Origin of the sequence: Natronorubrum tibetense GA33 (assembly GCF_000383975.1) — an archaeon.
Classification (GTDB): domain Archaea; phylum Halobacteriota; class Halobacteria; order Halobacteriales; family Natrialbaceae; genus Natronorubrum; species Natronorubrum tibetense.
On sequence record NZ_KB913017.1, the window covers coordinates 1,638,429 to 1,659,102 of the forward strand.

The 20,674-nt window shown below is 65.8% G+C and carries 17 protein-coding genes; 6 read left to right on the forward strand and 11 right to left on the reverse strand.

From position 1 onward, the window contains the following. Positions 1-3: 3 nt before the first annotated feature. Positions 4-1,008 carry an agmatinase family protein gene (locus NATTI_RS0108520; RefSeq protein WP_006092648.1) on the reverse strand — a complete coding sequence of 335 codons (1,005 nt, stop codon included), beginning with the start codon at positions 1,006-1,008 and terminating at the stop codon, positions 4-6. Then, positions 1,001-1,246, reverse strand: coding sequence for an aminotransferase class III (locus NATTI_RS0108525; protein ID WP_241434419.1), 246 nt, complete (start codon positions 1,244-1,246; stop codon positions 1,001-1,003). The genes NATTI_RS0108520 and NATTI_RS0108525 overlap by 8 nt, the downstream gene beginning before the upstream one ends. A 133-nt stretch (positions 1,247-1,379) precedes the next feature. Between NATTI_RS0108525 and NATTI_RS0108530 the strand changes: the two genes are divergently transcribed. Next, entirely contained in the window at positions 1,380-2,423 is a 1,044-nt protein-coding gene (locus NATTI_RS0108530) for an NrpR regulatory domain-containing protein (RefSeq protein WP_006092646.1), read from the forward strand. A 55-nt stretch (positions 2,424-2,478) separates the two neighbouring features. Here the strand turns inward: NATTI_RS0108530 and NATTI_RS0108535 are convergent, their stop codons facing one another. The 6 genes from NATTI_RS0108535 to NATTI_RS0108560 form a co-directional block, all read right to left on the reverse strand. Continuing rightward, on the reverse strand, positions 2,479-3,309 hold the full coding sequence (locus NATTI_RS0108535; RefSeq protein ID WP_006092645.1) for a nitrilase family protein: 831 nt from the start codon (positions 3,307-3,309) through the stop codon (positions 2,479-2,481). Continuing rightward, the gene (locus tag NATTI_RS0108540; RefSeq protein WP_006092644.1) at positions 3,306-5,201 is read right to left on the reverse strand and encodes an ABC transporter permease subunit; all 1,896 of its coding nucleotides are present in this window, start codon (positions 5,199-5,201) and stop codon (positions 3,306-3,308) included. Before NATTI_RS0108540 ends, NATTI_RS0108535 begins: the two co-directional genes overlap by 4 nt. After that, on the reverse strand, positions 5,202-6,278 hold the full coding sequence (locus NATTI_RS0108545; RefSeq protein WP_006092643.1) for an ABC transporter ATP-binding protein: 1,077 nt from the start codon (positions 6,276-6,278) through the stop codon (positions 5,202-5,204). 5 nt (positions 6,279-6,283) lie between these two features. Continuing rightward, positions 6,284-7,387, reverse strand: a complete 1,104-nt coding sequence (locus tag NATTI_RS0108550) for an ABC transporter substrate-binding protein (protein WP_006092642.1) — start codon at positions 7,385-7,387, stop codon at positions 6,284-6,286. Positions 7,388-7,549: 162 nt separating this feature from the next. Continuing rightward, entirely contained in the window at positions 7,550-8,563 is a 1,014-nt protein-coding gene (locus NATTI_RS0108555) for an NrpR regulatory domain-containing protein (RefSeq protein ID WP_006092641.1), read from the reverse strand. A 6-nt stretch (positions 8,564-8,569) separates the two neighbouring features. After that, complete coding sequence (locus NATTI_RS0108560; RefSeq protein WP_027119101.1) at positions 8,570-9,970, reverse strand: aspartate aminotransferase family protein; 1,401 nt, start codon at positions 9,968-9,970, stop codon at positions 8,570-8,572. 161 nt (positions 9,971-10,131) lie between these two features. Here NATTI_RS0108560 and NATTI_RS0108565 point away from each other — a divergent pair, with 161 nt between their 5' ends. Then, positions 10,132-11,325, forward strand: coding sequence for an inorganic phosphate transporter (locus NATTI_RS0108565; protein WP_006092639.1), 1,194 nt, complete (start codon positions 10,132-10,134; stop codon positions 11,323-11,325). A gap of 62 nt (positions 11,326-11,387) precedes the next feature. Beyond that, positions 11,388-12,116, forward strand: a complete 729-nt coding sequence (locus tag NATTI_RS0108570) for a hypothetical protein (protein ID WP_006092638.1) — start codon at positions 11,388-11,390, stop codon at positions 12,114-12,116. Between the two features lie 377 nt (positions 12,117-12,493). Here NATTI_RS0108570 and NATTI_RS0108575 read toward each other — a convergent pair whose 3' ends face one another. Beyond that, positions 12,494-13,591, reverse strand: coding sequence for a methyltransferase domain-containing protein (locus NATTI_RS0108575; protein WP_006092637.1), 1,098 nt, complete (start codon positions 13,589-13,591; stop codon positions 12,494-12,496). Between the two features lie 205 nt (positions 13,592-13,796). On the opposite strand from NATTI_RS0108575, the gene NATTI_RS0108580 reads away from it, so the two are divergent. Then, a complete protein-coding gene (locus NATTI_RS0108580) occupies positions 13,797-14,357 on the forward strand; it encodes a TATA-box-binding protein (RefSeq protein ID WP_006092636.1) in 561 nt (186 codons plus the stop codon). A 294-nt stretch (positions 14,358-14,651) separates the two neighbouring features. Then, positions 14,652-15,080, forward strand: a complete 429-nt coding sequence (locus NATTI_RS0108585) for a DUF7344 domain-containing protein (protein ID WP_019991749.1) — start codon at positions 14,652-14,654, stop codon at positions 15,078-15,080. A 60-nt stretch (positions 15,081-15,140) separates the two neighbouring features. On the opposite strand, the gene hisG is transcribed toward NATTI_RS0108585, so the two are convergent. Next, entirely contained in the window at positions 15,141-16,004 is an 864-nt protein-coding gene (gene hisG / locus NATTI_RS0108590; protein ID WP_006092634.1) for an ATP phosphoribosyltransferase, read from the reverse strand. 199 nt (positions 16,005-16,203) lie between these two features. Here hisG and NATTI_RS0108595 point away from each other — a divergent pair, with 199 nt between their 5' ends. After that, positions 16,204-18,171: an acetate--CoA ligase gene (locus NATTI_RS0108595; RefSeq protein WP_006092633.1), complete on the forward strand. Its 1,968-nt coding sequence runs from the start codon at positions 16,204-16,206 to the stop codon at positions 18,169-18,171. 40 nt (positions 18,172-18,211) lie between these two features. Here the strand turns inward: NATTI_RS0108595 and NATTI_RS0108600 are convergent, their stop codons facing one another. Next, positions 18,212-20,524, reverse strand: a complete 2,313-nt coding sequence (locus NATTI_RS0108600) for a heavy metal translocating P-type ATPase (RefSeq protein WP_006092632.1) — start codon at positions 20,522-20,524, stop codon at positions 18,212-18,214. Between the last annotated feature and the right edge of the window lie 150 nt (positions 20,525-20,674).

Here is a 20,674-nt window from a genome sequence, read left to right on the forward strand (position 1 = left end):
CGATCATTCTGCGAACTGTCGCTCGAGCAGCGTCACGAGGAGATACGCCGCGATCCGTTCGGTCCCTTCGGTCGCGTCGTAGCGCGGGGCGACCTCCATCAGGTCCATCGCGCCGACCGCGTCGCTCGCGCCGAGCACTTCCATCGTTTTCAGTGCCTGTCCGGCGGTGAGACCCCCCGGGACCGGGGTGCCGGTTCCCGGCGCGACGCTCGGATCGATGGCGTCGATGTCGAACGAGACGTAGACGGCATCGGTATCTTCGGCCGCCGCTTCGACCGCGTCCTCGACGACCGAGACGATGCCTTCCGTCTCGATATCCCGCATCGTGTAGAGGTTCAGTCCAGTTTCGTCGGCGAACTCGAAGAATTCGGGCGATTCGTAGCCGCGGATGCCGACCTGGCTCACGTCGCTGTACTCCGTGTGAGGCGAGTCGGCGATCAGCGCCGTACTCGAGCCGTGGAAGTCCGTTCCGAAGACCGGACTCTCGGAGACGGTGTCGGTGTGGGCGTCGATCTGGACGAATCCCACGCGGTCGTGGCCGGCCCCCTCGGCGAAGCCGCGAACGGCGGGAAACGTACAGTAGTGGTCACCGCCGAGGACGACCGGAAAGGTCTGATCGGCGACGGTCGCGACGTGGGCCGTGATGCTCTCTGCCGTCGTCTCGCTGTCCATCGGGAAGACCGGCACGTCGCCACAGTCCGCGACGGTGAGGTCGTCGAAGTTAACTTGCTCGCCGGTCTGCATGTTCGTCAGTCCGCCCTTGTAATCGGAGAGGTACGCCCACCAGCCGCTGGCCGAACGGATCGCCTCGGGACCGTATCTGGCTCCGGGTCGGTTCGAGACCGCGCCGTCGTAGGGGATCCCGAGCGCGGCCGCGTCGACGTCGTCGACGTTCTCGACCTCGCGAGGTTCACCCTTGAGGAACGTCTTGTGGCCGGCGTAGGCGAGTTCGACCGACGAGCCCTGTACGGACTCCCGGAAGGCTGCGGCGCGTGATTCATCAGACATCGGCTCCACCTGTGGTCTCGACTTCGAGTGCGTCGCCGATGGCCCCGTTGCCGTGATCGACGTTCGCGACGGCGGTGCCGGAGAAGGGATCGAGAGACCCGTTGCCGTCGAAGTCCTCCAGTGTGAAATTGTCAGCCCGCTCGATCGGTGCGTCCAGACGCTTCCGGATCGGCATCAGGTAGTCGTTGCAGCGCTCCGCTACGGTCCGGTCGTTCGTTGCTGATCTTCCGAATGTCATTCTTTTACACACTGGCAACAGTATGCCACCCTATTCTTTTTTCAGCGGGGTTAAAAGGTTACCTCGCTTCGCTCGAGTCGGTCGACCCACGAAACCAAACCTTGGTGATGATCCCCCACTACTGAGATAGTAGATGGCGCCGGAACTCGAGCGACGCACGTACGATCTCCTTCGCCTCGTGGATCGGCACGGACCGATCGGCAGCATCCAACTCTTCGAACTGATGCAGCTCCACGGATACGATATCAAGGACCGAACGATCAGACTTCGGCTCTCCGAACTCGACGACCTCGGACTGACCGAAAAAGTGCCGGGCCAGGGCCGCCAGCTAACGTCGAAGGGACGAACCGAACTCGAGAAGGGAGACGTCAACACGCGTCTCGAACAGCTCCGGGCCCGGATCGCCACGCTCACCAGCCGCGTGAGCTACGATCCGATCGACGACAGCGGTGCGCTCGTCGCTTCAACGGCCTACCTCCCGGCATCCAACGTCGACGCGGCGCTCGACCTAATCGAACGTCTCGAGGACCTCCCGCTGGGGCCGATTCCGGTTTCGTTGGCGGAGAGCGGCGAGGACGACCCCGGCGACGTTCGGCTGGCGACCGCCTCGAGCATCACGCTGGACGGCGTCTTGCTCGCACACGGCGTCGACGCCAACATCTCGAACGCGGATCTCCTCGAGTACGAACCCAGCGAGACGACGTCGACGAACGACGTGGTCCCCCAACAGGGCGGTCACATTCGACGGCATATCGACGTAATCAACGGCGAGGGATCCTCGATCGACGTCGTCTCACTGCTCATCGAAGCCGGGCGCACCGACGTGACGACGGTCCTCGAGACGGGCGAGGCGGGGCTGCTCGTCGGCGACAGCCGCGAGTTCCCGATCAACCGCTTCGAGGAGGCCAGGGATCTCGCGGTCGCGACGCGGCGGTCCCTCGGGGGCGTCCTCGAGTTCCGTCGGCCGCGCGAACAGAGCCACCTCCCGAGCGGGACCTCGACGTGGGCTTTCGGCTCGATCACGTACATCGGTCCCGGCGAACTCCTGTTGACCGTCCTCAGCGAGTACGGATTGACCGAAGAGTGGGAGACGCTGTCCGGAACGATCGAACGAAGCAAACTCGAATCGGTACAGTCGATCCGATCGGCGCGGCCGGAGCCGCTGCTCGACGACTGAGACGGTCGCTATCCTCGTTGGAAACGACACTAACAGTAGATATCGGGGCCGCGGGCTACTCGAGGTCGTAGACGTCCGGCCGACGATCCGCGAGGGCGTCGTCGCGGGGGGTCAGGGCCTTCGTCCGCGCACGCTCGAGGTCGCAGTCGGCCGTGAGGACGTGTTCGCCCGTTGTCGGTGCCGGTCCGGCGAGCGGGAGCCCGTCCGGATCGACGATCACGCTCTGTCCCTCGAAGGCGGTGCCGCGCTCGGTTCCGGCGCGGTCAGCACAGGCGAGGAACACTCGGTTTTCGTTCGCGCGTGCGACCGCCTGGTGGACGCCCATCGTCCACCCCGCGGGCCGTTCGCCCTCGCTCGGGCCGGGAACCCAGTTCGTCGGGACGGCGACGAGGTCGACGCCCGCGCGGGCCTGGGTCACCGTCGTTTCGCTGAACCAGAGATCGTTGCAGATCTGGACGCCGAGTCGACCGAACGGCGTCTCGAACGTCGGCAGCGCGTCGCCCGGTTCGAACCACCGTTTCTCCTCGTTCCAGAGGTGGACCTTTCGGTAGCCGCCCTCGACGCCGTCGGGAGAGACGACGAGGGAGCTGTTGTAGTAGGAGTTGCCGTCGACTTCGGCGAAGCCGCCGACGACCCACGCGTCGGTTTCGGCGGCGACTGCGGCCCACGCTTCGGCGGTCGGCCCGTCGCGCGGCTCCGCCAGCGGCTCGAGTTCGGTTCGACTTTCGAACACGTACCCCGTCGTGGCCAGTTCGGGGAGGACGACGAGGTCGGCGTCGGCGTGCTCGCGGACGAGTTCGACCGTCCTCGAGCGGTTTCGGTCGACGGCGCCGAACGTCGGAACCGTCTGGGCGGCGACGACCGTGGCCTCGTCGGCTCCGTTCACTCCCAGATCCCTCCGGAGAGATGGTCGATCGCGACCATGACGACGACGGTGAGCGCGATGAAGACCACGCTCGCGGCCGCGATGGTCGGCGAGTAGCCGTACCGAAGCGAGTTGAAGATCCGGATCGGGATCGTATCGACGAGGAACAGCGACAGCAGCCAGGCGATGATGTACTCGTTCAGCGAGAGAATGAACGCGAACAGCGCGCCCGAGATCACGTTCGCCCGCAAGAGCGGGTACGTGATCGTCCGAATTGTCTTAATCGGGGACGCACCGAGGTTCATCGCGGCCTCCTCGTAGGTTCGATCGAGTTCGTCGAGCCCCTGGGAGATGAGAATGAACGGGAACGGGGCGTAGAAGATTCCGTGGGCAACGATGATGCCCGCTCGAGTCCCCGCGAAGCCGAGCTCGAGGAAGAAGACGAGAAACGCCACGCCGACGATGACCGGCGGAACCAGAATCGGGAGCACGCCGAAGGTTCCCAGGATCGCGCTCCACCGATAGCCGTACCGGTCGAGGGCGAACGCCAGCGTCCCGCCGATCGTCGTGCTCAGGAGTGCGGCGGCTCCGGCGATGCCGAGGCTGTTGATCAGCGCGATGAGCCACGACGGGTCCGTGAAGAACTCGACGTACCACTGCATCGAGAACCCGCCCGGCGGGAACGTGAGGAACTGTTCGGGCGTGACCGAGACGGCGATGATGATCCCCAGCGGGGCCGCGATGAACGTCATCGCGGCGATCACGTAGAGCCGACTCGCCGTCCAGATCACCCGTTCGCGGGTCTGGGCGTCGACCGTCGTGACGACACTGTCGAGCCCGCGTCCGGCACTCCCGAGCAGCCGAGTGAGCCCGACGGCCGAGGCCACCGAGGCGAGCGTAGACCGGACTCGCGTCGTCCCTGCGGACGACTCGTATGCGGTCGAATCGGGCGCTCCACCGTCGGGTTCGGCCACCTCGTCGCCGCCGAGACTGGCGGCCGTCACGTTGGTGAACCGGACCATCGCCCAGAGGAACGCGAGGACGACCACGATCAGCCCGATGCTCATCGCGGCGGCGAACGGGTAGTTCTGCTCGCCCATGATCTGGGCCTCGATCAACACCGGCAGCGTTCGCTCGGCGGAACTGCCGAGCAGCCGCGGCATGACGTACGCCCCGAGCGCGAGGATGAACACCAGCGCCATCCCGCTGGTGATGCCGTTTTTTGACAGCGGTAGCGTCACCCGTCGAAACGTCGTCACCGGACCCGCCCCGAGGTTCTTCGAGGCCTCGAGGAGTTCGCCGTCGATGTTTCGGATACTGCTGTAGAGCGTGAGGATCATGAACGGCAAGAAGACGTACACCATGCCGACGACGAGCCCCCAGTAGCCCGGATAGAACGACTGGGGTTCGGCGAGCAGGCCGGTTCTGACGCCGATCGAGCTCAGAACCCCGCCGGAAGCCAGGATGACCTGCCAGGCGTAGGCGCGGATGACGTAGGTGACCCACAGCGAGGAGATGATCGTGATCAGCAGCAGGCTCCGGAGCCACGGCCGGTTCATCCGCGCGAGGTAGTACGCGATCGGGTAGCCGAGTAGCAACGAGGCGAACGCCGTGACGAGCGAGATTTCGATCGTCAGCCAGAGCTGTCTGAGATAGAGGTTCGTCTCGACCGGCGGCCAGCCGAGCGTGGCGCTCACGTCGAGGAATCGCGCGTAGTTTTCGAGAGTAACGCCCGGCCGGTAGGAGCCGCCGGGGATGTTCACGTAGAAGCTAAAGACGACGAGCATCGCGAGCGGCACCAGAAAGACGGCGACGAGCCAGAACAGCGGGTAGCCCAGCGCGTACCACTTGGTGTTCGACTTCAGTCCCGCACGTGCCGGCTCGTCGGCGTCAGTCGATGATTCCGCCCCCATCTACGCCTCCACGATTCGACAGTCGTCGGGGCCGATACGGACCGAGACGCGGTCGCCGGGCGACCGTTCGTCCGTCCCGCTTCGTCTGGCGACGACGAGTTCCCGGCCGTCGTCCGTCTCGAGTTGGTACTCCACGCTGCTTCCGAGGTGTCGTTTGAACTGGACCGTGGCGTCGAACGTGTTCTCGGCGGTTGCGCCGTCGGCACCCGCCGAGTCGATCGCGAGCCGTTCCGGTCGGGCCACGACCGAAACCGTCTCGCCGACCTCGACGCTGTTGCCGAGGGCGCGGATCGTGGCGTCCGAACAGTCGACGGTCGCGTAGCCGTCCTCGACGCTCGTCACGGAGCCGTCGAAGAGGTTCGCCGTTCCGAGGAAGTCGGCGACGAACCGCGTCTTCGGATCGTTGTAGACCTCCTCCGGCGGCCCGACCTGTTCGAAACGGCCGTCGTTCATCACCGCCAGTCGGTCGGACATCGTCAACGCCTCCTCCTGATTGTGCGTCACGAAGACCGTAGTGATGCCGACCTCCTGTTGAATCCGGCGCAACTCGACTTGCATCTGTTCTCGGAGCTTCTTGTCGAGGCTCGCGAGCGGTTCGTCGAGCAACAGCGCGTCCGGCCGCGGTGCGAGCGCGCGGGCGAGCGCGATCCGCTGTTGTTGGCCGCCCGAGAGCTGATCCGGCGTTCGGTCGCCGACGCCGGGGAGTTCGACCAGCTCGAGCATCTCCGCGACTCTCGCGTCGATTTCCTCGTCCGTGTAGTCGCCGCTGACGTCCATCCCGTAGGCGACGTTCTCGTGGATGGTCAGGTGCGGAAACAGCGCGAAGTCCTGAAACACCATCCCCGTGTTGCGCTCGTACGGCGGCGCGTCGGTGACATCGGTTCCGTCGATCGAAATCGTCCCGTCAGTCGGCCGCTCGAAGCCGGCGATGGTCCGCAGCGTCGTCGTCTTCCCGCAACCGGAGGGGCCGACCAGCGTGACGAACTCGCCGCTCTCGATGTCGATATCTACCCCCTTGACCGCGAGCACACCACCCGGGTACCGCTTCGTCACGCCCGACAGTGAGATTCCGCTCATCGGAATTAGCCGATGATGAACTCTTCCCACTGTTCGTTGACCCACTCCTCCTCCTCGAGGTAGAGATCGTAGTAGGGGCTGATCGCCTCTTCGGGACCGGGTCCGGCGACCTCCTCGTAGGTCTCGTCGTCGAGTTCGGAGTGTTCCCGGTCGATAACGGGCGCGGTAAAGAGGCCCTCCGCGAGCCGGTCCTGTACCTCCGGGCGGCTCGCGTAGTCAATGAACTGCTGGGCCTCCTCGACCATCTCCGAGGGCTCGAGGACGACCCACGAGCCGGAGTCGATCACGGAGCCCTCCTCGACGAAGTTCGACTGGACGGGTGCGCCGTCTTCCTGCATGACTTTGGTGATGTCGCTGTAGAGCATGCCCGCTGGCACCTCCGCATCCTGGAGGCGCTGCTGGAACTCGGCCTCGTTCTCGTACCAGAAGTTCGCCTGGTCGGTGATGCCCTCGAGTTCTTCGAAGACCTCTTCGACGCCGTCTCGATCCTCGAGGATCTCCTGGCCGCCGAACTGAACCTCCGCGGTGATGTCGAGCAGGAAGGAGTTGGAGGCCAGTCCGAGCAGCCCCAACTGATCCTCGTACTCGTCGTCCCAGAGCGCTTCCCAGCTGTCTATCGGCTCCTCGAACACGTCGGTATTCTGCACGAGGTTGATATACCACGAGAGCGCGCCGATGCTGGCGATACCCCCTTCGCGCTCCTCGACGAGGTCGTCGCTGATGTACTGGAGGTTCTCGAACGCGTCTTCGTCGTCCCAGATGTGCCAGAGGTCGGAGTTCAGTCCGCGGAGGACGCCGACCGTCGACATGATCGCGATGTCGACTGGCGCTTCGCCCGCGCCCACGGCGCTGTCGTACTGCGAGAGCGCCTCCTCGGCCGTCGGCTGCTCCTGAGATTCGGCTTCGAAGTCGACTTCCTCGTTGAACGGCTCGAACAGGACATCGTCCATGACTTCCTGGAACACGCCGCCGTACACCGCGACGGTCAGCGTGTCGTCATCGTCGAGAAACCCCGTGCACCCCGCGAGCCCACCGATCGCAGCGGCGCTTCCGGTTGCCGCCGTCGTTCGGAGGAACGTCCGTCGTCCGTAGCTGTCTGATGCCGGCATTATGTTGCCACCTTGCTCAGTGAGTTGCTGATAGCTACACATAAAGCTTCCCACGGTAGAACGTGGCATCTACCGTTTCATCCGTCTCGTTCGGGCGCGTTGTTCGATTTCGATACGGTGCGGTGGGAGCGAACCGTAGGTTCGATTCGGTATCGGTCCCGATTACCGCGAGCTCACGGGCGTCAGTTCGGACCGCCGCCGAACTCCGGCGAGGGTCTCCCACTCGAGCGCGAGGTCGGCTTCGACGACGGCCGAAATAACGAGCTCTGCGGTTCCGATACAGGTCAGCGAGGCGAACGACCAGCCCGGCTGGCCCCACGGGAACGGTCCCGATTCGCGCGGTCGCCGGAGGTCGACGACGCCGCCGAGTCCGTCGCGGGTTTCGACGGCGAGATCGCGCGCCGTCTCGTACCTCGAGAGCGGTATCTCCCGGTTGTCCGCGACCACCAGTCCGGTCTCTCCCTCGAGTACACGCTCGACCGTCGTCCGCCGGGCCTCGATCAACAGCGAGACCATGTCGAGGGTCGCCCGTTCGCCCCCGATAACGTCGGTGAACCGCCGGATCGACCCGCCGCGAACGACGCCGTCGGTATCCTCGTCCTCGGCCGACTCGACGTCGGGCCGATACTCGACGATCCCGGTCGTCTCGAGGTCCGACTCGATGCCGTTGGCCAGCAGAACGCCGTCGATCGTCACGCTCGAGGTCGCGGCGAGTTCGAGCACCGTCCCGTCGTCTCCGTCGACGGGATCGATCGAGACCGGCGCCGGGCCGAGCGGGGAGCGATCGATCGATCGGAGGAGTTCTTCGACCGTTGATCGCTCGGCTTCGGGGACGGTTACCCGGCCGACGACGACGTCGCCGCCGTCGGCCGCCGGATCGTAGGTAACCCGCCCGATCAGCTCCGCCAGCCGCTCGCGAACCTGTTCGACCCGGCCGCGAACGCCGCCGCGCTCGAGTTCGGCACGCCCCGCATCCGTCAGCTGACGCCCCTTGCCGCCAACCTTTTCGGTCAGGCCGTCAGCGTCGAGATCGGCGAGGGTAAACCGAACCGATCGCTCGGTGATCGAGTAGCCTCGCTCGCGGAGCAGATCCGTAAGCCGGACGCTGCCGACCGGCTCGTGGGTTGCGAGCAGCCTGAGCGTATCGTAGGTTCGCTGATCCGTCTCGGATGTCATAGTTGATTACTGTCGGACGGCGGCTAAATCGCTGGCGAGATCGGCGAACGCCGTCACGTGGGTGTCGATGTCCGCGGCCGTGTGCTGGACGCTCACCGTCCACTGCTGGGACGCGTCGTGGGGGTGCGGGAGGACGTTTCTGTTGACCATCCCCAGCCAGTAGGCTTCATGGAACTCCTCGTCGATAGCCCCCCAGTCCCGGAACGTTCGGATCCGCTTGTCGGTGAAGTAGACCATCCCTTGCGAGCCCGCGGTCACGACGTGACCCTCGAGCCCGGCGTCGTCGATCACGTCACGGTAGCCATCCGCGAGTCGCTCGGCGAGGGTGGTCACGTGGTCGTAGGCCTCGGTCGTGAGGATTTCCCCGAGCGTGACGCCGACCGCACGCAGTGCCAGTGGGTTCCCGTTGTACGTTCCGTAATGGGCCGCCCCGCTGGCCGTCTCGTCCTCGAGGTCGTCGGCGATCAGGGACATGAGTTCGCGACGGCCGCCGAACGCGCCCACCGGATAGCCGCCGCCGATCGCCTTGGCGAGCGCGACGAGATCCGGCTGGACGCCGTAGTACTCCGCACCCCCGCCCGGGGCGAGTTTGACGCCGGTTTTGACCTCGTCGAAGATCAACACGACGTCGTACTCGTCCGCGAGCTCGCGGAGCCGAAACAGGAAATCACCTTCCGGTTCTACCAGCCCGAGGTTGAGACAGGCCGGTTCGACGAGAATTCCGGCGATCTCGGAGCCGTGCTCGCGCAGGAGCCGTTCGACGCTCTCGGCATCGTTGTACTGCGCGAGCAGCATATTCTCCGGGACGCCGTCGGGAACACCCTGCGACTCTTTGACCGGTCGCGGGTCGTCCGCCGGTCCCGCCCGGTCGACCGGCGGCATCTTGCTCACTAACCCCGGATCATGCGCGCCGTGGTAGGCTCCTTCCATCCGGACGATTTTCTCGCGGCCCGTGTACGCCCGTGCGAGACGGGTCGCGTGCATCACCGACTCCGTCCCGCTGTTCGTAAACCGGACCCGTTCGATCGCTTCCCAGCGGTCGATCAGTGGTCGGGCTGCAAACTCGAGGAGCTCACTGGGGCGGGTGTACAGCGTTCCTTGGTCGATCTGTACTTTCGCCGCCTCCGATAGCCGCGGATGGGCGTGTCCGACGAGTTGGGTTCCGTTGTTGAGCGCGAAATCGAGGTACGATTCGCCGTCGATGTCGTAGAGTGTCGCGCCTTCGGCTCGGTCCGCGTGGATCGGGTAGGGCTCGTACGCCCGGTACGTGCTACAGACGCCGGCCGGCACGAACGACCGAAGACTGTCGGCTAGTCGTTCCGAGTTCGGCGTACGATCCCGGTAGCGTTCGCGTTCGGCCGCGAGCAGGGCGGCCACCGATTGCGGGCGTGGATTGGTCGAAGTCATCTCGTAATACGGAAGTTTGTTTCCGGTTATCTCGGCTTCGACAGCGGGTCGTATATAGCTGTTGCCCGCTCGGGTCCAGTCGCGCGAACGGTGCTGACGGGGTTGCTGGCCCAGGTCCAGGTCGGCACACACTTGTACGGTTAGCTGGTAAGCCGGGATAGATGGTCGAGATCGTGACGATCGCGACGTTTCTGGTCGCTGCACTTGCCAGTCTCTTCATGGCCTGGGCGATCGGTGCCGGCTCGAGCGGGTCGACACCGTTTGCTCCGGCTGTCGGCGCGAACGCGATTTCGGTAATGCGAGCGGGCTTTCTCGTCGGTATTCTCGGATTCGCCGGTGCCGTTTTGCAGGGCGCGAACGTCTCCGAGGCGGTCGGTGCCGACCTGATCGGGGGTGTGACATTGTCACCGATGGCGGCAACGATCGCGCTGATCATTGCGGCCGGACTGGTCGCGCTCGGCGTCTTCGCGGGGTATCCGATAGCGACCGCGTTTACGGTGACCGGCGCTGTCGTCGGTGTCGGGCTCGCGATGGGGGGTGATCCCGCGTGGGCGAAGTACACCGAAATCGCCACGCTGTGGATTCTGACGCCCTTCGTCGGCGGGGGCCTCGCCTACGCGATCGCTCGAGTACTCCGGAGCGAACCGATCGCCGAGGAGTATCTGATAATCGGTCTGTCGGCACTGGTCGGCGTCATCGTCGCGAACATCGAGTTTGCGATCCTCGGTTCGGCGGATGCCGGCGGTGAATCGATCGCACAGGCCTCGAGTGGCTGGGTTCCGGGACCGGAGCTCGTCGGTGTCGTCGCCGCGACGACCGTGATGGCAGCGCTCTGGGCGGGTGCGATCGCGATCGATCTTCGGAACGAGATCGAACAGGGCGAGCGCCATTTCCTGCTGATTCTCGGCGGACTGGTTGCGTTCTCCGCCGGCGGCAGTCAGGTCGGGCTGGCGGTCGGGCCGCTGATTCCGCTGTCGGGTGACGTCGGCCTGCCGCTGATCGCCCTGCTCGTCGGCGGCGGGTTCGGACTCCTGCTCGGGTCGTGGACCGGCGCGCCGCGGATGATCAAGGCGATCTCGCAGGACTACTCCTCGCTCGGTCCGCGACGGTCGATCGCCGCGCTCATCCCGTCGTTCATTATCGCCCAGGTCGCTGTCCTCTACGGCATTCCCGTCTCGTTCAACGAGATCATCGTCAGTGCGATCATCGGGAGCGGCTACGCTGCGGCCGGCGCCGGCGGCGGCGTCAGTGCACGCAAGATGGGATTCACCGTTCTCGCGTGGATCGGTTCGCTGGCCGGTTCGATCATCATCTCTTATGTCGGCTTCGTCGTGATCGACGCGCTGCTGTTCTGACCCTCGGCGTCTGGGCTGACCGACATCGAACAGGCTTTACAGGACGGGTCTCGAGTGCTGGTATGGACGAGGACGCTGCGGATCCGAACGATACCGAGACGATTCAGTGGCGACGCGACGCCTCGACGTCTCGAACCGTTCGCCTGCTGTGGTCGCTCGGCGTCGGGACGTTCTTCGCGGCGATCACTATCATCGTCTTCTGGCGACTGTACGACTTCGCCGCGCAGGTCGGCGCCGGCACGATTATCATCGCGATGTTCGCCGCAATCATCGTGACGATCCTCGCGTTTGCGGTCACCAGTAACACCGAACGTCGGCTCGAGGCCCTCGCCAGTCGGCTTCCGATTACGACGCCGTCCGGACCGGCACTCGAGCGAGCAATGGACGCCGCGCTCGGAACGATAGCGATGATGGCCGTCATGGGTTCGCTGATGGCCGTCGGTCGGTACGTCTCCCAGCGAGAGCTGCTGGAAGTCGGTGCCGGGCCGTTTACCGGCATGGCCGCGCTGTTGCTCCCGCTCGCGCTCGTCGCGCTCGTGCTCGCGTCGTTCCTGCGCTCGATCGGTACGCTCGACCGCGAGAAGCGGACGATCTACCTCTACGATCCCGATCAGGCGATCGACCTCGAGGTCATTCAGGGCGTCTCGACGCGCCGACTCGGCGACGCGACGATCCTGAAACTCGAGTACGCAGAACCCGACGGCCAGTACGTCGCGGGGCCGCGACGGATCGTCGTCCCGCCGGAGGTCGCGACCGAACTGCAGGGACTCGTCGACGGACGGACGACGTAACACGGATATCGAGCGTGCGACAGCTACTGAGGATCGATTATTGGCGCGCTGGATCGCGGTGAGACAAACGAGGCGTGAACTGCGCGGGACCAGAGGTCCCGCGAACTGGTTGCACGGTGAAACCGCGCGACACGAAGCGAGCGCCTCGGAACGTGAACGGTGACCGAAGGGAACCGTGAACTGGGCGAACCGCGAGACAATTCGCGAGCGAATCGGTTGGGGAGGACGTGGAATCCCTATAGTAGCCACTGCAAGTCAATGCACATCTGATCGCACGACAGCTGTGCGATCAGTGTGTAAATAGTTGCAGTTGTTACTATAGCTGCCACGGTAGCAGCGTATTCGTTTCTGTAGTTCCACCCGAGGTTGAATGGCTATTATCGTCGTTCGAGAATCAGCACGTACCGGGTCAACGACCGATGCACGCGGCGTTCGAACGCGGCCTCGAGCTCCCAGCCCGCGGCTCGGGCCTCGCCGGCCCACGATCGATCCGCGACCACGACGGCCCGCGGGGCAACCCGGCAGGCCTCCGACAGCGCACCCGACACGAGGTCCTCGAGTCGGTGCGTCTCGATCTTCGACTGTCGGCCGTAGGGGGCGTCGAACACCACGCCGTCGACGGCGTCGTCCGCCAGCGGCAGTCGGGTCGCGTCGCCGCGGGCGACGTGCCACTCGCCTCGCTCGACACCTACGGATGAGAGCTCGTCCGAATCGAGAAAGTGACCCAAATTCTCCCGCGCACCCGCGACCATCTTCGCCTGGGCGTCCGTCCCGACGACGTCGGCACCCACCAGTCCGGCTTCGACGAGCACGCCGCCGGTGCCACACATCGGGTCCAGCACCGTCGCCCCGGGCCGGGCCCCCGCGACGTTCGCGACGGCGCGGGCGAGCAGCGGGTCCATGCTCCCGGGCTGGAAGAACGGTTTGTCCGTAGGCGCGCGCGAGCCGAAATCGCGCACGCTCTCTGCCGCGAGCCAGCCGAGCGCACAGACCGAGACGGTTTTTTCGAGTGTGTCGTCCGGTTCCGACGCGAACAGGTCACCAGTCGCTTTGCCAGCCTCGAGCCCGCCACCGGACTCGAGTGCCCCCTCCGAAAACGTCGCCCGGAGCACGTGGTCGGGATCGTCGAGGTCCACTTCGAAGCCACGATCGACCAGGATTTGGCCGAGTTCACGTTCGGCCCGCCCGGTGTCGACGCCGCTCGAGCCGTGGACGTCGGTCGCACGAACTGCAACCGTTCCCTCGCGATCGATCGATGCGGTCTCGAGCAGCGCACGGGCGCTCGCCGGGTCGGCGTCGGTCCGGCCGAGTAGCTTGCTTGCACGGTGAGTGTACGCCAACCCGCGGATTCGCTCGGGAGCGACGGCCTTTGCGACGGCGAGTCCGGGGGCGATTCGGCGGACGTCGGCGGCCCCACTACTCGCTTCGCGGGCCGCAAAGGCGTCGTCCTCGCCGCCGAGCTCGAGTAGATACACGCGTAGTCGTCGCCGCGGGGAAGCCATGAGCCTACCGTTTTTCGTGACGGTTCAGCCGAGATTCGATCGGGCCAGGACCGTTTGTCAGACACTACTCGCCGTGAAATCGGCCGGTATTCGACCGACGCGGCCGCCCTATATACCGGATATATCAGGTGGCGGCACTAACCTTTATAAACCTTAAATACGTCTTTTTAAGCGACTTATGACGGATCCCAAGGACACCATCAACATCGAAAACGTGGTGGCGTCGACCGGTATCGGACAGGAGCTCGACCTGCAGAGCGTGGCCATGGACCTCGAGGGGGCCGACTACGACCCCGAACAGTTCCCCGGTCTCGTCTACCGCACGCAGAACCCCAAGTCCGCCGCCCTGATCTTCCGCTCGGGGAAGATCGTCTGTACCGGCGCGAAATCGACCGATGACGTCCACGAGAGTCTACGTATCGTCTTCGATAAGCTCCGCGAACTGCAGATTCAGGTCAACGAGGACCCTGAGATCGTCGTCCAGAACATCGTCACCAGCGCCGACCTGGGCCGCAACCTCAACCTGAACGCGATCGCGATCGGTCTCGGTCTCGAGAACATCGAGTACGAACCCGAACAGTTCCCCGGCCTGGTCTACCGCCTCGACGACCCCGAAGTGGTGGCCCTGCTCTTTGGTTCCGGGAAACTCGTCATCACCGGCGGAAAGAAGCCCGTCGACGCCGAACACGCCGTCGACAAGATCGTCTCCCGACTCGAGGACCTCGGCCTGCTCGAGTAACGCCGCTCGGTTTCGGTCCTCGCAGTGACCACCCACACCCAGCGGCGCTTGCGCCGATCTGGGTCATGGAAACCGACAGTATCGGTCGGTCGCGGTTCTCGGTTCGCTCTCGATGACGGTATCTCCCGCTCTATCCCCTCTTCTCTGGAACCGTTCACCAGGACCGATCAGTCTCTTCGACCGGATTATCGACTGTTTACCATCCGTGAACGGTCCGTAATGGAGTGAATCGTGTCTCATCGAGTGGAACGACCAGCCGCGTTTATTCGATCTTCCGCTGAGTTTCAGCTATCGATGACGATCCATCCAGACCGACTGGCGACCGCGCAGGATAGCCCCGCTCCCGGCAGTATCGAGCGATTTCAGGGAGCCCTCCCGCGTGCGGCAGTCCGTCGCGTGCTGGGCAACGACCGTCGACGCGAGGTGCTCCGCTGTCTCCTCGCCGAGGACGGCCCTCTCTCGGTGTCCACGCTCGTCGCACGGATCGCGGACGCCGAACACGACGCGACGGCCGTCACGTCGCTGCTCGAACTTCGCCAGCGCGTCCACGTCTCGCTCTGTCGGACCCACCTGCCGCTGCTTCAGGAACACCGGGCCCTCGCGTACGACCAGGTACAGGGACTCGTCTCTCCCGGCGCGACGCTCCCGGCGTTCGGGCCGTTGCTCGACGAGGAGGGCCTCGAGGGACCGATCGACTCTCGACTGGAGCAGCGGTCAGAGTAATCGGCAGCAGGGGCGTTAACTTACTGTCGAGTAGCGGGTCGATTCACCGTCGAATCGCGACTACTCGATCAGCCGCTCGATTTCGGTGACTAATATATCGCTCGCGCCGGCCTTTTTGACCTCGGTGATCGTCTCGAACACGTCCTGTTCGTCGACGACGACGTGGACGGCCACCTTTCCGTCGCCGTTCTCGTCCGCTCCCGCGATATCCATCACGGTCGGCCCGCCCATCCCGGGGATGACGTCCCGGACGTCGTCTAGTTTCGTCGTCGGGACGTTCATCATCAGGTAGCGCTTGCCCTCGGCCTGCTTGACCGAGGAGAGCGCCGTCCGAACCTCCTCGACTTTCGGCTCGGAGAGGACGTCCTCGCGGCCGAACAGCCGGACCGAACTCGAGAGCACCTCGTCGACGACGGCCAGTCGGTTCATTTTGAGCGTCGTTCCCGTGCTCGTGATGTCGACGATGGCGTCGGCCATCTCGACGTGGGGCGTCAGTTCCGTCGCGCCCGTTACCTCGACGATATCGGGCTCGACGCCGGTGTCCGCGAAGAAGTCACGGGTGATGTTGGGGAACTCAGTCGCGACCGTCTTGCCCGCCAGATCCGCGACGCTCTCGATGTCGCCGTCCTCGGGGGCCGCGAGGACGAGCCGACAGCGGCCGAACTCGAGGTCCAGCAGTTCCGAGACGTCATCGACGCGGGCCTCGTGGACCTGATCGAGCCCCGTGATGCCGAGGTCCGCTGCACCGTCGGAGACGTACTCCGGGATGTCCGCCGCGCGGGCGAAGAGGACCGAAACCTCGGGGTCGACAGTGTCGGCGTACAGTTTCCGATCGGCACCGTTCTCGAGATGGAGTCCCGCCCGCTCGAGAAGGTCGATCGTCGGCTCGTGCAGGCGGCCCTTGTTGGGAACGGCGATTCGCATTGTCGTTGCTTTGGCGGCCGTGCGGCAATTGTCTTTCCATCCCGACGAGCGGCCCTCGAGGGCGGGATCGCCATTCGGCCTGTCTCCGGAGTACGCACGTTGCAGTGCCGGCCGTCGGTGTTTCTCCCGTCCCCGTCACGTGTAAGTCGGTGTCGCCGACCACAATACTGAGGGTCGGCGACGTGGTAGCGTTCGGTCTATGGTCGACGACGGCTCCGACTCGCTCCGCCGTGGCGGCGTTCCGAAGCGGCGGCCACCGTCGCAGTTCGCTCGAGGGGCGACGGTCACCGACCCGGAGCTCCGCGAACGCTTTGCCCGGGAATGGCCCGACTGCTGGGCGGAGTCCGCCGCGCTACTCGAGTGGACCGAGCCCTACGACGAGATACTGGAGGACGACGACGCGCCGTTCTACCGGTGGTTCGTCGGGGGTCGTCTCAACGCGGCCGAGAACTGTATCGATCGCCACCTCGAGGCCGGTCGGAAGACGCAGGTCGCGCTCCGCTGGGAGGGTAAACGCGGCGAGCGACGGACGTACACCTACCACGACCTCCACCGGGAGGTGTCGGCCGTCGCCGCCGCGCTCTGCGACCTCGGCGTCGGAGAAGACGACGTCGTCACGTGCTACCTGCCGAAACTGCCCGAACTTCCGATCGCGATGCTCGCCTGCGCGCGGATCGGCGCGCTGCACAACGTCGTCTTCGCGGGCTTCGCCCCCGACGCGCTCGTCGAGCGGATGGCCGATACCGACTCGAGCGCGCTGATAACCTGTGACGGCGCGTTCCGCGAGGGGACCGCGGTCGACCAGAAGCGCAAGGCCGACGCGGCGCTGGCCGACCTCGAGGCGTCGATTCCGACGGTCGTCGTCGACCGCCTCGGATCGGATCACGAGACGCGACTCGGCCCGGACCAGTACGACTACGACGCGCTGGTCGAGCGCTTCGACGGCGCGGACGTCCCACCGGTGGCGCGGGCGGCGACCGATCCGCTCTTTCACATTCACACGTCGGGGACGACCGGCGAGCCCCAGCGGATGACCCACGCGACCGGGGGCTATCTCGCCGGGACCGCGTGGACGACCCGGACCGTCTTCGATCTCTCGCCGGGGGACACCTACTGGTGTACGGCCGATCTGGGCTGGATTACGGGCCACTCCTACGTCGTCTACGGCCCGCTGGCCCGCGGCGCGACGGTCGTCCTCGCGGAGGGAAGCCTTCGGTATCCTGACCGTCACCGGCCGTGGGAACTCATCGAGCGAAACGGCGTCGAAGTCTTCTACACGACCCCCGGCGTGATCCGGACGTTCATGAAATGGGGCGAGTCGTTCCCGGCGGCCCACGACCGCTCCTCGCTGCGGCTGCTGGGAACCGTCGGCGAACCGATCGGACCCGACACGTGGGAGTGGTACTACCGACACGTCGGCGACGAGCGCTGTCCGATCGTCGACACCTGGTGGCAGACCGAAACCGGTGCCGTCCTGCTGTCGACGTTGCCCGGCCTCGACGAGATGAAACCCGGCGCCGCCGGACCGCCGCTGCCCGGGATCGAGGCGCAGGTCGTCGATTCGGACGGTCGGGAACTGCCGCCGGGCGAACCGGGCTACCTGACGCTCACGAAGCCGTGGCCGTCCATGCTCTCGCCGGTCGAGGGCGACCGCTACTGGGTTCTCGCGGAGTACTGGCAGCAGTTCTCCGACCGCCGGGCCGACACCTGGCGCTACTTCACCGGCGACCGCGCCGTCGTCGACGAGGACGGCTACGTCACCGCTACCGGCCGCGCCGACGACGTCGTTACGGTCGGCAACCGCCGGCTGGGGACGGCCGAACTCGAGGCCGCGATCACGGCCGTCGACGGCGTCACCGAGGCCGCCGCGGTCGCCGGGAGCGCCGACGGGGAGACGGACCTCTACGTCTTCGCGACGGCCGAACAGGAGCGCACGGACCGTGACGCGCTCCGCGGAGCGATCCGGGACGCCGTCGTCGAGCGCATCGGTCGTTTCGCCGAGCCCGCGGCGGTTGTCTTCACGCCGGAACTGCCGGAGACTCACTCCGGGAAAACCATGTATCGCGTCCTCGAGGGCGTCGTCGATGACGAGCGACTCGAGGACACCGAACCGCTGCGGAACCCGGAGATCGTCGGCGAACTCGAGACGGTGTGGCGATCGGAGTGAGCGGCGGTACCCCCGTGCCCACCACCGGTGGCTCGCCGGCTCAAACGGAGAGGTCCGCCCGCCGGAGCAGCTGCGCGTTGACCGCCACGATCACCGTACTCGCGGACATGAGCACCGCGCCGACCGCGGGCGAGAGCAGGATGCCGATCGGTGCGAGGATTCCAGCGGCGAGCGGGAGCGCGAATACGTTGTAGCCGGCCGCCCAGGCGATGTTCTCCTGCATTTTCCGGTAGCTCTTCGCGCTCAGCCGGACGAGGCTGGCAACGTCGCGCGGGTCGTTCTCGACGAGCACCACGTCGGCGGACTCGACGGCGACGTCGGTGCCCGAGCCGATGGCGATTCCCACGTCCGAGCGCGTCAGCGCGGGCGCGTCGTTGACCCCGTCGCCGACCATCGCGACGAGGTGGCCACGGTCCTGTAACTCGAGGATCTTCTCGTCTTTGTCCTCGGGCAGCACCTCGGCGAAGACGGTGTCGATACCGAGTTCGTCGGCCACGCTGTGGGCGACGTCCGCGTCGTCGCCGGTCAGCATCGCCACCTCGATACCCATCTCGTGGAGCGCGTCGATGGCCTCGAAACTCTCCTCGCGGATCACGTCCGCGAGCGCGACCGCGCCGACGATCTCCTCGTCGGACAGGACGTAGACGACGCCCTCACCTCGAGAGCCCGCATCCTCGGCGAAGCGCTCGAGGTCGGTATCGGGCTCGGCTTCGAGGTATCGGAGCAGGTTGGGACCGCCGACGGAGACGGTGTGGCCGTCTCGGCCGCCGGAATCGGTTCCCTCCTCGGAACGGCCCGCACTCCCGGGTGCAACGGCCGGCATCGCATCGTGTTCGATCGTCGCACGAACGCCCCGTCCCTCGAGCGCCTCGAACCCGCGGACGTCGGGCACCGAGAGGCCACGATCCGACGCTTCGTCGCGGATGGCCTGGGCGATCATGTGCTCGGAGTCGCCCTCGGCGGCGGCCGCGAACGTCAGCACGTCATCCTCGCTCCGGCCTTCCACGGTGGCGATTTCGACGATGCCCTGCTCGCCCGCGGTGAGCGTTCCGGTCTTGTCGAAGACGACGGTATCGAGGTTTCGCGCTTGCTCCATGGCGATCCGGTCGCGGACGAGCATCCCGTGGCGGGCGGCCATCGAGGTGTTGATCGCGACCACGAGCGGGACGGCCAGTCCGAGCGCGTGCGGGCAGGCGATAACGAGCACCGTCACGACGCGTTCGACGACCGGGAGCCCGAAGCCGACGGCGGCGGTCCAGGCGACGGCGGTAATCGTCGCGACGCCGAGCGCCGCGTAGAAGAGCCAGCCCGCGGCCCGATCGGCGAGGACCTGCGTCCGAGAGCGGCTCTCCTGGGCTTCCTCGACCAGCCGCATGATTCCCGACAGCGTCGTCTCATCGCCGGTCGCGGCGACGCGAACGCGCAGGCTGCCGTCCCGGTTGGTCGTGCCGCCGATGACCTCGTCCCCCGGCTCTTTTTTCACCGGCTTCGATTCGCCCGTGATCATCGCCTCGGTGACGTTCGACTCGCCGTCCTCGACGACGCCGTCTGCCGGCACGTTCGATCCGGGCCGGACGAGGACGAGGTCGTCCTCCTCGAGATCGTCGATCGGGACTTCCTCGGTCTCCCCGTCACCGTCCGCGATCCGCTCGGCCGTCTCGGGCATCAGCTCAGCGAGTTCGTCGAGTGCGCCCGAGGCGCGCCTGACGGAGCGCATTTCGATCCAGTGACCCAGCAGAAAGATGACGATCAGGGTCACGAGTTCCCAGAAGAACGGCTCGCCGATGTCGAAGGCCGCCGCCGCGACGCTGTAGACGAACGCGACGGTAATCGCGAGCGAGATGAGCAACATCATTCCGGGCTCCCGGTTGCGCGCCTCGACCGCGCCCATCCGAAGAAACGGGATGCCGCCGTAGGCGAAGACCGCGACCCCGAGAACGGGGCCGACGAACTCGCTGCCGGGGAACGTCACGGCGGTGAAGCCGAACCAGTCCTGAAGCATCGGACTGTAGTACAGTACCGGCAGGGAGAGCACGAGGCAGACGAAGAACCGCTTTCGGAACATGTCCTCGTGGTCCGAGTGGTCGACGTGCGCGCCGTGATCGTGGCCGTCGTCATCGTGAGTGTCGTGGTCGCGTCCGTCGTCACCGCGCTCGTCGCGCTTGCCTTCTCCGTCGGGTTCGTCGTACTCGGCGCGTCGCTCTCCCGGTTTCTCGTCGGCACCCGGTGCGTCACGATAGCAGTCACAGATGCGGCAACACGAGCAGTAGCTGTCCGTCGGTTTCTCACCTCGAGCGGACGGTTTCGCCGATTCGTGGGCCGAGTCGCCGTGGTCGTGGGCCGAACCGGCCATCAGCGCCGCTCACCTCGCTCGAGTCGTCCTCTCAGTCCTGCAGCCGTCGAGATCTGGATCGTTCTTCCGAAAGCGGTGGCCGACATCAGTGGCTAGTTCTCGACGAAGCACCGTAGTTCTCACACCGTGTTCGGTCGGACTGCGGACGGC

Coding starts and splice junctions, on each gene's coding strand:
- NATTI_RS0108520 (WP_006092648.1), bottom strand. CDS start 1,008: ATGTCTGATGAATCACGCGCCGCAGCCTTCCGGGAGTCCGTACAGGGC.
- NATTI_RS0108525 (WP_241434419.1), bottom strand. CDS start 1,246: ATGACATTCGGAAGATCAGCAACGAACGACCGGACCGTAGCGGAGCGC.
- NATTI_RS0108530 (WP_006092646.1), top strand. CDS start 1,380: ATGGCGCCGGAACTCGAGCGACGCACGTACGATCTCCTTCGCCTCGTG.
- NATTI_RS0108540 (WP_006092644.1), bottom strand. CDS start 5,201: ATGGGGGCGGAATCATCGACTGACGCCGACGAGCCGGCACGTGCGGGA.
- NATTI_RS0108545 (WP_006092643.1), bottom strand. CDS start 6,278: ATGAGCGGAATCTCACTGTCGGGCGTGACGAAGCGGTACCCGGGTGGT.
- NATTI_RS0108550 (WP_006092642.1), bottom strand. CDS start 7,387: ATGCCGGCATCAGACAGCTACGGACGACGGACGTTCCTCCGAACGACG.
- NATTI_RS0108555 (WP_006092641.1), bottom strand. CDS start 8,563: ATGACATCCGAGACGGATCAGCGAACCTACGATACGCTCAGGCTGCTC.
- NATTI_RS0108560 (WP_027119101.1), bottom strand. CDS start 9,970: ATGACTTCGACCAATCCACGCCCGCAATCGGTGGCCGCCCTGCTCGCG.
- NATTI_RS0108565 (WP_006092639.1), top strand. CDS start 10,132: ATGGTCGAGATCGTGACGATCGCGACGTTTCTGGTCGCTGCACTTGCC.
- NATTI_RS0108570 (WP_006092638.1), top strand. CDS start 11,388: ATGGACGAGGACGCTGCGGATCCGAACGATACCGAGACGATTCAGTGG.
- NATTI_RS0108580 (WP_006092636.1), top strand. CDS start 13,797: ATGACGGATCCCAAGGACACCATCAACATCGAAAACGTGGTGGCGTCG.
- NATTI_RS0108585 (WP_019991749.1), top strand. CDS start 14,652: ATGACGATCCATCCAGACCGACTGGCGACCGCGCAGGATAGCCCCGCT.
- hisG (WP_006092634.1), bottom strand. CDS start 16,004: ATGCGAATCGCCGTTCCCAACAAGGGCCGCCTGCACGAGCCGACGATC.
- NATTI_RS0108595 (WP_006092633.1), top strand. CDS start 16,204: ATGGTCGACGACGGCTCCGACTCGCTCCGCCGTGGCGGCGTTCCGAAG.
- NATTI_RS0108600 (WP_006092632.1), bottom strand. CDS start 20,524: ATGGCCGGTTCGGCCCACGACCACGGCGACTCGGCCCACGAATCGGCG.